General features: G+C 68.0%; 12 protein-coding genes. 2 read left to right on the top strand and 10 right to left on the bottom strand.

From position 1 onward, the window contains the following. Positions 1-7 precede the first annotated feature (7 nt). From rseP to IT182_11400, 4 genes are read right to left on the bottom strand one after another with little or no spacing between them, the layout of a single operon-like run. Positions 8-1,333: an RIP metalloprotease RseP gene (gene rseP / locus IT182_11415; protein ID MCC6163944.1), complete on the bottom strand. Its 1,326-nt coding sequence runs from the start codon at positions 1,331-1,333 to the stop codon at positions 8-10. Further along, on the bottom strand, positions 1,330-2,529 hold the full coding sequence (locus tag IT182_11410) for a 1-deoxy-D-xylulose-5-phosphate reductoisomerase (protein MCC6163943.1): 1,200 nt from the start codon (positions 2,527-2,529) through the stop codon (positions 1,330-1,332). The genes rseP and IT182_11410 overlap by 4 nt, the downstream gene beginning before the upstream one ends. Further along, positions 2,526-3,326, bottom strand: coding sequence for a phosphatidate cytidylyltransferase (locus IT182_11405; GenBank protein ID MCC6163942.1), 801 nt, complete (start codon positions 3,324-3,326; stop codon positions 2,526-2,528). The genes IT182_11410 and IT182_11405 overlap by 4 nt, the downstream gene beginning before the upstream one ends. Continuing rightward, positions 3,323-4,120: an isoprenyl transferase gene (locus tag IT182_11400; GenBank protein ID MCC6163941.1), complete on the bottom strand. Its 798-nt coding sequence runs from the start codon at positions 4,118-4,120 to the stop codon at positions 3,323-3,325. The genes IT182_11405 and IT182_11400 overlap by 4 nt, the downstream gene beginning before the upstream one ends. A 106-nt stretch (positions 4,121-4,226) precedes the next feature. Between IT182_11400 and IT182_11395 the strand changes: the two genes are divergently transcribed. Then, complete coding sequence (locus tag IT182_11395) at positions 4,227-4,979, top strand: SDR family oxidoreductase (protein ID MCC6163940.1); 753 nt, start codon at positions 4,227-4,229, stop codon at positions 4,977-4,979. A 147-nt stretch (positions 4,980-5,126) separates the two neighbouring features. Here the strand turns inward: IT182_11395 and IT182_11390 are convergent, their stop codons facing one another. From IT182_11390 to IT182_11380, 3 genes are read right to left on the bottom strand one after another with little or no spacing between them, the layout of a single operon-like run. Next, on the bottom strand, positions 5,127-6,161 hold the full coding sequence (locus IT182_11390) for a HEAT repeat domain-containing protein (GenBank protein ID MCC6163939.1): 1,035 nt from the start codon (positions 6,159-6,161) through the stop codon (positions 5,127-5,129). Then, complete coding sequence (locus IT182_11385; protein ID MCC6163938.1) at positions 6,148-6,864, bottom strand: hypothetical protein; 717 nt, start codon at positions 6,862-6,864, stop codon at positions 6,148-6,150. Before IT182_11385 ends, IT182_11390 begins: the two co-directional genes overlap by 14 nt. Positions 6,865-6,876: 12 nt before the next feature. Then, entirely contained in the window at positions 6,877-8,949 is a 2,073-nt protein-coding gene (locus IT182_11380) for a hypothetical protein (GenBank protein MCC6163937.1), read from the bottom strand. Positions 8,950-9,337: 388 nt separating this feature from the next. Between IT182_11380 and IT182_11375 the strand changes: the two genes are divergently transcribed. After that, the gene (locus tag IT182_11375) at positions 9,338-10,489 is read left to right on the top strand and encodes an ATP-binding protein (GenBank protein ID MCC6163936.1); all 1,152 of its coding nucleotides are present in this window, start codon (positions 9,338-9,340) and stop codon (positions 10,487-10,489) included. 46 nt (positions 10,490-10,535) lie between these two features. Here the strand turns inward: IT182_11375 and truA are convergent, their stop codons facing one another. From truA to IT182_11360, 3 genes are read right to left on the bottom strand one after another with little or no spacing between them, the layout of a single operon-like run. Continuing rightward, on the bottom strand, positions 10,536-11,306 hold the full coding sequence (gene truA, locus IT182_11370) for a tRNA pseudouridine(38-40) synthase TruA (protein ID MCC6163935.1): 771 nt from the start codon (positions 11,304-11,306) through the stop codon (positions 10,536-10,538). A gap of 1 nt (position 11,307) precedes the next feature. Then, positions 11,308-11,889, bottom strand: a complete 582-nt coding sequence (locus tag IT182_11365) for an orotate phosphoribosyltransferase (GenBank protein ID MCC6163934.1) — start codon at positions 11,887-11,889, stop codon at positions 11,308-11,310. Positions 11,890-11,896: 7 nt separating this feature from the next. Further along, positions 11,897-14,254 (bottom strand): S9 family peptidase, encoded by a 2,358-nt coding sequence (locus IT182_11360; protein ID MCC6163933.1) that lies wholly within the window; start codon positions 14,252-14,254, stop codon positions 11,897-11,899. Positions 14,255-14,416: the final 162 nt, after the last annotated feature.

Genomic DNA, 14,416 nt, shown 5'->3' with positions numbered 1-14,416 from the left:
GTGGCCATCAGCTGCCGCTCAACAGACGGCTGAGCCACTCCACGCGGCGCAGGTCGTTGTAGAGGACAGTGACCATCAGCAGCATGAGGGCGGCAAAGCCGGCCATCAGCATGCGTTCCTTCACGCGCACGCTGAAGTCACGGCGTGCGAGGCCCTCGATGGCCAGGATGGTGATGTGCCCGCCGTCGAGGATCGGGATCGGCATCAGGTTGAGCAGCCCGAGGTTCAGACTGATCATCGCCATCGTACCGAACAACGCGGCCCAGCCCACGGAGGCGGCACCGCCCGCGACCTCGGCGATCCCGAGCGGCCCCACCAGCTGGCGCGGCGACGTCTCGGCAGTGAACAGGCCGACCAGCGTCTCGCCGATCATCGCCGTCCACTCCCAGTTCTGCTTCAGGCTCATGCCGAAGGCCTGCACGAACCCCGGCTGGATACTCACGGTCTCGAACGCACGGAGATGCGCACCGATGCGCCCGACGCCGTCCGTCTCCCGTGGAGTCACCAGCAACTCCTGGGCGGATCCGCCGCGCAGAATCCGGACCGGTACCTGCTGCCCGGCGAGCTTGCCGATCTCGCCGATCATCTGGTCGAGCGTGTACCCCTGCGTGTCGGTGCCGTTGAACGACACGATCACGTCCCCGGCGAGCAACCCGGCGGCCTCGGCAGCGCTGCCCTTGATGACGTCTGCGACTTCCGGGTGAAGGACCGGTCCGATCCCCAGATCCCCGATCTCGTACTTGGTCTGCGCCTCTGGGACGATGGTGAACTGGTGCGACTCCCCACCGCGGCGCACGACAATGGGCACCTCGCGGTTGGCGCGCGGCACCACACGCATCTGCAGGCCCTGCCACGTCTCCACCGCCTTGTCGGCAAACGACACGATGACGTCGCCCGACTGGATGCCGGCCTTCTCGGCGGCCGATCCGGGGAGCACGCGACCGACAACGGGCGTGCGCTGCTCGAACGCCGGTTCGGTGGCACCGCTCCAGTTGACGAACGTCATCAGGCCCACGGCCAGGAGCAGGTTCATCGCCGGACCGGCGATGAGGACCTGGAAGCGCTGCCACTTGGTCTTCGAGAGGAACTCGTCGGAAGCGCCGGAGCGCTCGTCCTCCACCGTCTCGCCGGCCATCTTCACGTAGCCGCCGAGCGGAATCGCGCTGATGCAGTACTCCGTGCCGCCGCGGGTGAACTTCAGCAGCTTCGGGCCGAACCCGAGCGAGAACGTGAGCACGCGCACGCCGTTCCAGCGCGCGAGCAGGAAATGTCCCAGTTCGTGCACGAACACGAGCACGCCGAGCACGAAGAGAAAGGCCCACAGATTTGTCACGCCGTCTTGCCTCGTCCTGTCGATTCTACAGTGCCCAGCCTGGCCGCCGCCGCGCGCCGGGCCCATGTGTCCACGTCGCGGATGGCCGGGAGCGACGTACTGTCGAGCACCCGACCGGCCGCCTCCTCCAGCACCTCGGCAACCGTCGACGCGATGCCCGTGAAGGGTGTGAAGCCCTCCAGAAAAGACGCTACGGCGATTTCGTTGGCCGCGTTCAATACCACGGGGGCGGCGCCGCCGGCACGCAGGGCCGCGTAAGCCAGGTCCAGACACGGGAATCGGCCCGCATCTGGTGCCTCGAACCGCAGGTCGAGCCCTTGCCGCCAGTCGAGACGCGGAACGGGGCTCTCCCACCTGTCGGGCCACGTGAAGGCGTACTGGATCGGCAGCTTCATGTCGGTGACGCCTAGCTGCGCGAGCAGCGAGCCGTCCTCGAACTCCACCATCGAGTGCACCACCGACTGCGGGTGGATCACGACGTCGATGCGGTCAGGCGGGACGTCGAAGAGCCAGCGCGCCTCGATCACCTCCAACCCCTTGTTCATCATCGTCGCCGAATCCACGGTGATCTTCCGGCCCATCTTCCACGTGGGGTGGCTGAGCGCGTCGGCGGCGGTGACGGTCGACAGCGCTTCGACGGGCAGCGTGCGGAAGGGGCCACCGGAGGCCGTCAGGACCAGGCGGCGCACGTGCGACTGCGAGTGCCCGGCCAGGCACTGGTGGATGGCGTTGTGCTCGCTGTCCACCGGAAGGATGTCCACGCCGCGCGCCCGCGCCCGGGCCATCACCAGGGCACCCGCCATCACGAGCACTTCCTTGTTGGCGAGCGCGATGCGCTTGCCCGCGTCGATCGCGGCGAGCACGGCTTCGAGCGCTTCGGTGCCGGAACAGGCGCAGAGCACCACGTCGACGTCCGGGTGCGTGGCCACCGCCGACAGGCTTTCGCGGCCGGACGCCCACGTCGCCACGCCCTGCCGCACGTCTGCCGGCAGCGCGTCCTCAACGGCGCGGAGCGCCTGGTCGGTGGCCATCGCCACGGCGCGCGGGCGAACGGCGGCCACCTGCGCCTGCATGGCGCCGATGTTGCCGCCGGCGGCAAGACCCACAACGTCGAACCGGCCGGGATGCGCGGCCACCACGTCAAGGGCGCTGACGCCGATGGACCCCGTGCTGCCGAGAATGGCGAGCCGGATCATGCGCCCGGCCCGGCGGGCCAGAGCCACTGGAGGGCGATGTAGTAGAGCGGCATCGTGAACAGCAGCGAGTCGATGCGATCCAGCATGCCGCCATGGCCCGGAATCAGGTCCGACGCGTCTTTCACGTCGGCGCTGCGCTTGAGCATGGATTCGAAGAGATCGCCCGCAATGCCCACGATCGCCACGGCAACGCCGAGGATCGCGAGGTGCCACGGCGCGATGCCCGGCAGCCACAGTCGCCCGAACGCCAACATGACCACAGCGCCGGCCACGAGTCCCCCGAGCGCGCCCTCGCGCGTCTTCTTCGGACTGAGCGCGGCAGCGAGGGGCACGCGACCGAACGCGCGACCGGTGTAGTACTGCGCCGTATCGCTGCCGATCTGCGTCAGGAACAGCGTCATCAGGGCCGGAGCGCCGTAGGCCTCCCTCACGAGCGGCACCGTGGCGATGCCCATCCCGAGATAGGCCACGGGGAACAGCATGGCCGCCGCAACGGCCGTCGCCTGCGCGGGGACCCGGCCGCGTGCCACGAGCGCGCCACCCGTCGCGACGGCACTCCCGAGCATCCAGTGGGACGCCGGCAGGTGACAGACGAGGACCAGGAACATGCCGACGCTGAGGACCGCCGACACGCCGGGGACAACGTCGAGGCCAGTGCGTTCGACGAGCGTCGCGTACTCACGCAGGCTCAGCAGGAGCGCGACGAAGGCGAATGCGGCAGTCCCCCACGGTGGGAGGAACCAGAACACGCCGACCACGAGGGACAGCAGGACGAGCCCGCTGATGATGCGCGTCACCGGCCTGCAGCCACGGGATCCACCGGCGCGGCGGCGATCCCCCCGTAGCGTCGCTCGCGACGCTGATAGTCGAGCAGAGCTTCGAACAGGTGCGTCCGCCGGAAGTCGGGCCAGAAGGTCTCGGTGACGTAGATCTCGCTGTAGGCGATCTGCCAGAGGAGGAAGTTGCTCACGCGCATCTCGCCGGAGGTCCGGATCAGCAGGTCGGGATCCGGGATGTCGTGCGTGGACAGCAGGCGGCCGAAGCGGGCCTCGTCGATGTCGTCGGGCGCGAGGCCATCCGCGATCGCCCGGCGCACGGCATCGACGATCTCGGCGCGCCCGCCGTAGTTCAGGGCGATGGTCAGCACCGTCCCCGTGTTACGGCTGGTGCGCTCCATCGCCACGTGCAGCTCGTGCTGGACGTCGGGCGCGAGCTCCTGCGTGCGGCCGATGATGTTGAGGCGGATGTTGTTGGCAAGCAGCGTCTCGAGTTCGGCCCTGAGGTAGCGCTTCAGCAGGGCCATCAGCGTGGCGACCTCGGAGGCGGGCCGCTTCCAGTTCTCGACGGAGAACGCGTACAGCGTGACATACCCGATGCCGAGGCGCGCCGATGTCTCGACCACTTCCCTGACGGCACGTGTGCCGGCCCGGTGTCCTTCCACGCGAGGGAGATGGCGTTGTCCGGCCCAGCGACCGTTGCCGTCCATGATGACGGCCACGTGCCTCGGCAGGCGGTCGGCATCCAGTCTCCGCGCCAGTTCGGCATCCGGAGAGTCTGGAGGCAGCCAGCTCAGCAGTTGGTCGAGCGCCATGGGCCGGGGGACATTCTAACTCCGGCCGGGCACCGGGCACCGGGCACGCCTTCGCGCCTGCGGCGCTTCGGCGCGGCAGGCCACCGGTGCGACAGATAATCCCCACATGCACCAGTACGACCTCACGTCCCGTCATGCCGTGGTCACGGGCGGCGCTCAGGGCATCGGACGCGCGATCGCGGAGCGCCTGCTGCGGTCCGGGGCCGCCGTCTGGCTCTGGGATCACGATCCGGCCGCCGCGGCCGAGGCCTGCGCGGCGCTCGGCGCGTTCGGACGCGTGACGCCCGTCATCGTCGACATCGCCGATGCCGCACGCGTCGACGGCGCGACACGCGAGACGCTGGCGACCGCCGGCCACGTCGACATCCTCGTGGCCAACGCGGGAATTGCCGGGCCGAACCACGTCACGTGGGAGTATCCGCTGCCTGACTGGGACCGGATCCTCGCCATCAACCTGACGGGCACGTTCCTCTGCTGTCGCGCGCTCGTGCCCGGGATGATCGCCCGCGGTTACGGCCGCATCGTGGCGATCGCGTCGGTGGCGGGCAAGGAGGGCAACCCGAACGCGTCGGCGTACAGCGCGTCGAAGGCGGGCGTGATGGCGCTGACCAAGTCGCTCGGAAAGGAACTGGCGGCGCACGACATCGCCGTCAACTGCATCACGCCTGCCGCGGCCGAGACACGCATCCTCGAACAGATGACGCCGGAACACGTGGCGTACATGCGCAGCCGCATCCCGCGCGGCAGGTTCGTCCACGTCGAAGAGATCGCGTCGCTGGCCACGTGGCTGGTCTCCGCCGAGAACTCCTTCTCGACGGGCGCCGTGTTCGACATCTCGGGCGGACGGTCGACGTATTGATACACCGGGCACCGGGCACCGGGCACCGGGCACCGGCAACCGGCAACCGGCAACCGGCAACCGGCAACCGGCAACAGGCAACAGGATTATGGAGGCCAGGGGTTTCAACCCATGGCGCGGCTCTCCGTCCTTCGGCGGGCTCAGGCGCTACTTCCTGCTGCCCAGCAGCGATGGCGTGAGCGCGCGTTGTCTGATTCGCGGATCCGTTCGCGCTTCGGTGAACGACAGGCGCCCGCGCTCGAACGTGCCGCGCAGGTCGATGGCCGCGACGCCGCGCGTGGCGACGGTCCGCAGGACGAACGTCGCGCGCTCGCCGGTGATGGTGGCCGTGCCCGCGTAGAGAGGACGTCCGCGCGCAGACGTGATGGTGATGCGAATGGTGCCGTCGCGCTCGGGCGACGTGAGCACGTGGTGCTTGACCTCCCACCCGCTCCCCTCGAGCACCCGCCGCAACAGCACGACGCCAGCCTCTGCCTTCGCGGCGACGAGTCGCGCCATGCCGCGCTCCGCGACGTCTGTCGTGAACACGAACAGCAGATCGCGATCGAGGCACCTCACGGCGACGGCATTGGCGGCCGACAGGCGCAGCGACGGCACGTCGCTCGTCACCTGCTCGACGGCCTGCATCGCCCGCGTGCGCGTCGCCGCGCGCACCGTGATCGGCACGGCCGTTGTCGGGTTGATGCGCAACGTGCTGTCCGCCCGTACGACAGCCGCGCCGGATGCGCCCAATCGATGCCGCAGCAGCACACCCGTGTTCCGCACGGCGGCACCCACCACACCGCGCCGTCGCGACAGCTGCTGGACTGCCTGGCGCGACGCCTCGGTCCCCGCCAGCGACAGGCCCTGCAGCACGCTCCGCAGCGCCACGTCCTCGTCTATCGTCAGCGCGCGTTCGAGCGCGTTGACTGCGGCGCGCGTGCCAATCCGGCTCAGCGTCGTGGCCGCCATGCCGCGAAGGCGTGGACTCTCGCCGTCGTTCATGAGCACGCGAGTCATGTCGCGCACCTTCTGTGGATAGTCGACCCGCGAGAGGAGTGCCAGCGCCAACGGGCGCGCCGGTTCGCCGTCACCGCGCAGTGCGGCGGCGCGCAGTTGTTCGAGCGAGTAGCGCTCGGGCCATGTGGCGTCATCACCCGTGACGTGGTGCCGGATCATCATCGTCTCCTCAACAGGGTCCACGGACCGAGCAGTGATCGTCCATGTCGTTGCCCTGACCGCTCGTCAGCAGCACCGAGTCGCGGGTGCTGTTGGCGCTGCCGCTCTGGCACATGAGGTTGTCCGGCTGGTTGTTGCGGTGCTCAAGGCTCAGATAGTGGCCGATCTCGTGCGCGAAGGTGCGGGCCGTCTGCTCGGATCCCCACAACCCGGTGACGGCGCCCGTCATGCCCTTTGCGTCCTTGTTGCACGGACCGTCCACGGCAGACCTGCCGAGCAGGATGCCGTTGCCGGACGGTATGTTCATGTTGTGCGGCACGAAGAGATCGATGCCGCTGTTGTTGACGGTCCAGTTCGCTGTCAGTTCCTCGAGATCGTCGCGGCTCGTCGGCGAGTCGAGCCCATCGGCATCCGCCGTCGGGATGACATAGTGCCGCACACGCCCGACGCCAAGACCAACGGTGTGATAGATGTCCCGGATCTTGAAGATGCTGTAGTCGATCTCGATGTAGTCGCCGTCGGTGAACTGATCGCTGCCGACGGCGATGACGTTGATGTGCAGGAAGTCGCCCTGCAGTCGACGCTCCTGGCGCAGCAGCGACACGGTGACGTCGGCGCCCGTCGGATCGGGCGGCAGCACGCCGCGGGCGAACCCGAAGTAGTCGCGCAGCACCGAGAACGAGCCGCCGATGCCGATGCACGAGGCCAGGCTGCGAAGTGACGCCATCTGCCCTCTCTCCTACTGCAACGCCACGAGGATGGGCACGAGCCCACGGCCGTCAGGCAGCGGCGCGAGCGCCTTGCCGAGTACCGCGCCGAACGCGCGTGCCGGGTCTGCCACACGCATCGCGTGGCCTGGCGTGGCGGACGTCGTCAGCAGATCGCCCACCTGCACCGCGCCGTACTCCGCGTCGACCTTGCAGAACACCTTGCCCGCCAGCGCGATGGGTTGCCGTCCTTCCCCCGTCTCTACGCTGTCGAGCAGGATGCCAGGCCGATACCCGCCGGCGCCGGACACGACACCGGCGACGCGCGCGTCGTAGGCCGCCGAACTCTCGCGCAGGCCACCGTCGGTGTCGATGACGAGCACGGTACCCGCGTCGATGGACTCCGCGTCGCGGACGTCGAAGTGCTCCGCGCAGTCGGCACCGTGCAGTCTGATGTCGCCCGCGCCGCCGTCGAGATGGATCCGGACGTTCCCCGCATCGTCTCGAACACGGATATCGCCTTCATTACCGGCGGCACCCACGTCGAGCACGGCGAAGTCGGCGCTGAAGTGGAACACGTCGCGGCCGGCACCATCGCGGATGAAGAGGTCGCCTTCGTTGCCGTTCGCGCCGACGTAGAGCGCGGCGTTCTGGCCGTCCATGTGGAAGACATCCCGGCCAGCGCTGTCGCGCACGATGATGTCGCCCTCGTTGCCAGTCGCACCGACGTAGAGTGCGGCGTTCTGGCCATCCATGTGGAAAACGTCGCGCCCGCTGCTGTCGCGCACGATCACGTCGCCTTCGTTGCCGGTGCTGCCGACATACAGCGCGGCGTTGGCGCCGGCGAAGTGCAGCACATCGCGCAGCGTCCTGCCGACCTGACGACGGACGGTGAGGTTGGAATTGCCTCCGTCGAGATGAATCACCTCGCGGCCGGCCCCATCGCGCACCACCACATCGCCTTCGTTGCCGTTGGCGCCGACGTACAACGCCGCATTGCTCCCGTTGAAGCGGAGCACGTCCCGCAGCGTGTTGCCGATCTGACGGCGCACGGTGAGATTGGAACCGCCGCCGTCGAGATGAATCACCTCGCGGCCGGCCCCATCGCGTACCACCACATCACCTTCGTTGCCGTTCGCGCCGACGTACAGCGCGGCGTTCGACGCGTTGGCGTGAATCACCTCTCGCGCCTGCGCGTCACGCACGATCACGTCGCCCTCGTTGCCGGTCCCGCCGACGTACACGGCCGCGCGATGACCATCCACGTGAAAGATGTCCGTGCCGGCGCCATCACGCACAATGATGTCGCCTTCGTTACCCGCTGCACCGACATAGAGCGCGGCGTTGGCCGCGTTGGCGTGAATCACTTCGCGCGCCTGCGCGTCACGCACGATCACGTCGCCCTCGTTGCCAGTTCCGCCGACGTACACGGCCGCGCGATGGCCATCCACGTGATAGACGTCCGTGCCGGTGCCGTCACGCACGATGATGTCGCCTTCGTTGCCCGCCGCACCGACGTAGAGTGCGGCGTTCGACCCGTTGGCGTGAATCACGTCGCGCGCCTGCGCGTCGCGCACGATCACGTCGCCCTCATTGCCCGCGCCACCCACGTGCACGGCGGCATTCGCGCTCGCCACGCGGAAGACCTCCGTACCGGTCCCGTCGCGCACGACGATGTCGCCGCCGTTCCCCTCGGCTCCAAGGAAGAGCGCCGCCGACAAGCCCGCGAGACGCACCACTTCGCGATCGTCCTGATCGTGCAGACGGACGTCGCCGGCACTCCCCGCCGCGCCGAGACGCAGATCCGCCGGACCCGCGGCAAGGCGGATGACCTCGCGGGCGTCACCGCCGAGCGTCGTGAAGATGCCGATACTGCCGTCCTGACGTATCTCGACAGCTGGCTCGCCAGACGCGCGGGTGATCGTGACGGCTCCGGTCGCGGCGTCGACGTCCACGCGCAGATTGCCGGCGGCATCGAGCAGGCGCAGCGTGCCATCCTGACCGCCACCGCCGACAACGGCATCGCCTTGTCCGCCATCGAGCACGACAGTCGTCGTGCCGGCGCCATCCTGAACTTCTACCGTTCCGTCGAAGACCTCGCTCATGCCTGCCTCCCCTGCGGCATGACTCACGTCCGCACCCGCACACCGGCGCGCTCATGGATGAGATCGCCGGTACGGGAACACGTGATCGTTCGTGCTGCTCTTGATCACCAAACGCACCGACCAACGCCGGCGAACGGCGCGTTTCTATGGATGAACTGCAAACGCTGTTGCGTTGTCCCCGCCGGCCCTGCGCGCTGCGCGTGACTACTGATGTGGTAGAGGTCGGGTGCGCGTCGCGGCGCAGCAGAAGCGCCGGGTCGACACCGGCCGCGCGGCGTGCGGGTACGTACGACGCCAGTCCCACCACGAGCAGGACGAGCACGAACACCGCGAAGAGCGTCAGCATGCTGCTGGATACACAACCAATTTTACGGTAAATTTGGTTGTGATGTTTACACGCTCACTCGCGCGGCCGGCATCGCCCTTCTTCCTGTTCGGTCCGAGAGGCACGGGCAAGAGCACCTGGATCCGCGAGGTGTTCGACGATGCCTACGTCGTGAACTTGCTGCCGGCGGACGCGATGTTGCGATACGAACGCTCCCCTGCGCTGTTCCGCGCGGAAGTGCTGGCGCGACCTGCCCGCCAGTGGATCGTCGTCGACGAGGTGCAGCGTGTCCCGCGGCTCCTCGACGAAGTCCATTTCCTGATGGAGGAGAAGGGCTACAAGCGCTTCGCGCTGACGGGATCGTCAGCCCGCAAGCTGAAGCGAGGGGCCGCGAACCTCCTGGCGGGTCGGGCGGTCCTGCGAAAGCTCTTTCCACTCACCAGCAAGGAGATGGACTTCTCGGTCTCTACAGACCAGCTTCTCCGCTACGGTTCCATGCCGATGAGCGTCACGGCCAACGACGACCAGGCACGTGAGGCATTTCTGCGCGCGTACGTGACGACCTACCTGAGCGAAGAAATCAGAGCCGAAGGCCTGGTACGAAACCTCGGAAGCTTCAGTCGCTTCCTCGAAGTGGCGACCCTTGCGGCAGGTCAGACAACCAACGTCTCCGGCATCGCACGTGACGCCGCCGTGTCGAGGGAGGCAGCTCGCGGCTACTTCGACATCCTCGTAGACACGCTGATCGGACACTGGCTCCCTGCGTACCGCCCGCGTGCGAAGGTCAAGGAGGTCGCGCTCCCGAAGTTCTACTGGTTCGATGCAGGCGTGCTTCACGCGGCAGCAGGCGGATTCGATCAGCCGCTGCCTGCCGACTGGGATGGCGTCCTCCTCGAACATCTCGTGCTGCACGAGATCCAGAGCTACCTGCACTATGCCGGCGTGAAGGGGTCGCTGGCGTACTGGGCAACGCCCAGCGGCAGCGAAGTCGACTTCGTCTGGTGGCATGGCACGCGAGTCGTCGCCATCGAAGTCAAACACGGACGTCGCTATCGCCGGGAATACAAGAAGGGCATCGACGCCTTTCTTGCGGGTGGTCCAGCGCGGAGCTACATCGTCTACCGTGGGCATCAGGAGCTGGACGTCGATGGCACCCGCGTACTGCCTGTCGAACACTTCCTTCGACGCCTGCACGCGGGAGAAATCGTCGGCTAGACCGTCGAAGGGGCCTGAAGCCCCTTCGCTCCATACGGAAACGGCTTCAGTACACCACGTCGACGAGCGTCAAGCCGTGTGCCGGGGCGGTGGGACCGGCCTCGGATCGCGGGGCGCCGGCGAGGAGACGGTCCATGTCGTCCGGCGTGCGGCGGCCGTAGCCCACGTCGAGCAACGTCCCGGCGATCGCGCGGACCATGTGACGAAGAAACCCCTCGCCACGGATCTCGAGCTCGACGATGCGCTCGGTGTCCGTCAACTGCAGGCCGAGATCGGCTGCGGGACGCACGCCGAAGTCGACGCCTGTCACGGTCCGCACGGTGCTCGCCACTGTCGCACCTGCGGACTGAAAGGCACGGAAGTCGAACGTGCCGACGACGCGGGCTGCGGCGTGTGCCATCGCCGACAAATCGAGGGGAGGCGCGACCACATGGTGCGTGCGCGCCAGGAGCGGGTGGCCGACGTGGCTCACGAGCCACGCGTACCTGTACGTCTTGGACACGGCCGAGAAGCGCGCGTGGAAGTCGTCGGCGACGAGATCCGCACGCCTGATGCGCACGTCAGCCGGCAATCGTGCGTTGCCCGCACGCATGACCATGCTCGGGTCGATGCCGTCGGGCACGTCCACGTGAGCCGCCTGCGCATCGGCGTGGACGCCGGCGTCGGTGCGACCCGCACCGGCGACAGTGACGCGGCCGCCAACGACAGGCGCGAGCGCGTCTTCGAGCAGTGCCTGGATCGACACGCCGTTGGTCTGGCGCTGCCAGCCCGCATACGCGGTGCCGTCGTACGCCACGCGCAGCAGGACGCGGGGCACGTTACTGCGGCGCGGGACGCGACCCAGGCTTGACGACGGGCACGTCGCGCAGGTCGTCCGGCAAGGCATCTGGCGCGTACGTCGGGAAGCGCGCGTCCGCCAGAGACACGTACGGCACAGCCAACGCATCACCGCCGCCGCGATTGATGATCGACGCGGCGCCCACCACTGTCGCTCCTCGCTCCTCGGCCACCCGTACCGTCTCCATCGTGCTCTTCCCTGTCGTCACCACATCCTCGACGATGAGGACGCGCGTACCAGGCTCGATCGCGAAGCCGCGGCGCAGCGTGAGCGTGCCGTCCACGCGTTCGGCGAAGATCGCCGGTACACCGAGCGCGCGCCCCATCTCATGGCCGATGATGAGGCCCCCCATCGCGGGCGACAGCACCAGATCCACGGCATGCCCCGCCGCCTTCACCTTCTCGCCGAGCGCACGGCCGAGCGCCTCGGCATCACCCGGATGCTGGAGGATCAGGGCGCACTGCAGGTACCCGGTGCTGTGCAGACCCGACGACAGGACGAAGTGGCCTTCGAGGAGAGCACCACGCTGGCGGAACAGTTCGAGGACGGAGGCAGGGGACATAGGGCGGCTATTTCAGGTTCGTTTCGAAGAGTTTCAGGATCCGCTTGTATTCGTCGGCCCAGCTCGTGGCTTCTTCGAAGCCGTGGTCTTCGACGGGATAGAGCGCGAGTTCCCAGTTCTCCTTGCGGAGCTCGATCAGCTTCTGTGCGAGGCGGATCGAATCCTGGGCGTGGACGTTGACGTCGACAAGGCCGTGACAGATGAGGAGCGCGCCCTTCAGGCCGTCTGCGAAGTAGATCGGCGAGCTGCGGCGGTACGCTTCCTGATCGGACTGCGGCACGTTGAGGATGTTCGACGTGTAGCCATGGTTGTAGTGCGCCCAGTCGGTCACGGGGCGCAGCGCTGCGCCGGCGGCGAACACGTCGGGCGTGGTGAACATCGCCATCAGCGTGATGAATCCGCCATAGCTGCCGCCGTACAGGCCGATGTGCTTCGCGTTCACCCTGTGCGCCGACACAAGGTACTTCGCACCATCGACGATGTCCTCCAGGTCCTTGCCGCCCATGTGCCGATAGATGGCGGTTCGCCAGTCGCGGCCGTAGCCGGCACTCGCCCTGTAGTCGACGTCGAGCACCACATACCCGCGTGATGCGAGCAGATGGTGGAACATGTACTCCCGGTAGTAACTCGACCAGTACTTGTGCGCGTTCTGGAGATAGCCAGCCCCGTGTACGAACAGCACGGCCGGACGCGACGGATGGCGCTTCGCCCCGACCATCTCCGGCGTGTAGATCCGCGCGTAGAGCGTCTTGCCGTCGCGCGACGGGAACGTCACGACCTGCGGATCGAGCCACCGATGCGCGCTCCACTCCGCCGACGGGCTGGTGGTGACGCGAACCAGCTCACTCGCGCCGTACGCGGAGACGTGGACCTCAGGCGGCATGTTGCCCGTCGAGTGCACGAGCCCGATCGTCCGGCCGTCGGGTGAGACCTCACCCAGATTGGACCCGGTTCTCGTTGTCAGGCGCGTGCGCGTACCGCCGTCGATACCGACCGCATAGAGTTGGCGTTCGCCGGGATGGACCTCCGTCGTCGTGAGGTAGAACGTGCGGCGATCCAGCGACAGCGCGACATCGCTGACTTCCCACTCACCAGACGTGATGGCGTGGGGCTCGCCCGGCGCGTCGGCGTCGAGCACGTAGAGGTGCGACCACCCCGTCCGCTCCGACGTGAACCACAGTCGGTGTCCCCCGGGCAGCCACCCGAAGCTCGATCCGCCCTGCGCGAATCCCTCCCGAATCCACGCATCGTCGTGCAGCGTATCGAGCACCGTTGTCGTGCCGGTCGCAGGATCGATGCGCACGAGCCAGCGATCCTTGTTGTCGGTGGCACGCACCGACGCCACGGCCACGGCTCCATCGTCGGACAGGACGGGCATGCTCCAGCGCACCTCGCGCGGAGCCTTCTCGGTGCCTCCGGTTTCGGGCAACGTGACCCACGACGTCTTGCGCGTCTCGAGGTCGAGGATGGCGAGCGTGGCCCTGGACTGCACGTCGCCCACCTTCGTGCGTCCTGGCAGATCGCCCACATAGCCCGACTCGGTGACGTAGTCGGGCACGTCGGCGGTCTTGGCGCCCTCCGGCCGCTCCGTCACGATGGCCCACACGTATCGACCCGACGCGTCGAGTTGCAGATCGGTCGCCGTCTGGCGCGCGCGCAGTTCGAGCTTCGGCAGAGCATCGCGATCGCGGCGCGCCTGGTCGCGCTCGCGGCGACGCTTCGTCTCGCGCACGTGCTCGAGCAGGTCGAGTTCCTCGCGCTCCAGCGCCTGCTGGCTGTCGGTCTTCTTCGGATCGGGCGTCTTCTGGCCCGATTCGGCGATCTGCTGAATGCCACCCGTATCGAGCGCGATCAGATAGAGGCCGCCATCGCGCACGAACGTGACGTGCGTCTCGTTGCGCGCCCAGCGCGGCGACGACTCGGCGCCGGCCATGCGCGTGAGATCGAGGCGCGTCCCCGCAACGGTGTCCAAGAGCGCGATGTCTCCACGCACCGCGCTCAGCACGCGGCGGCCGGCGCGATCCCGGCGGCCGTTGACGGGCGGCGCGAGGCGCCGCTCCTCCTCCGTCAGCCTGCGCAGGCCGGTGCCGTCGGCGTTGACCACCCACGTCGCCGACTCGTCCTCGTCACGCGCCTGCCACTCGAAATAGAGGCGCGCGCTGTCGCCGGACCAGCGGAGACCTGTTGGTGGATACCCGACGAGCGCCGGTCCCCGCATGATGCTGTCCACGGTGAGCGGGAACGTCGCCGCGGCGGCCGACGATGCCGCGCGCGTGGCCGTGGCCGGCTGGGCGACGAGCGATGCCGGCGCGGCGATGCCGAGCAGGACGGCGGTGAGCACGAATCGGGCATGCAACGGGGTCATCGACCAAGGCATTGTGCCCTCGGCAAGGGCATTTGCCAATTCGCGTGGCACGCCGGCACGGTCCTCGCGTGTCCGGCGGGTGGACGCATCATCCGGTCGTGGGACGCGCCATCTGGGCCGAACCGCGGCCTGTATGATTTCGTCTATTGGTTCGGCCGCATA

It is taken from the genome of Acidobacteriota bacterium, from assembly GCA_020845575.1.
GTDB lineage: Bacteria > Acidobacteriota > Vicinamibacteria > Vicinamibacterales > Vicinamibacteraceae > Luteitalea.
Note: the sequence above shows the minus strand (reverse complement) of the source record. Positions and strands in the feature narration are given on the sequence as shown.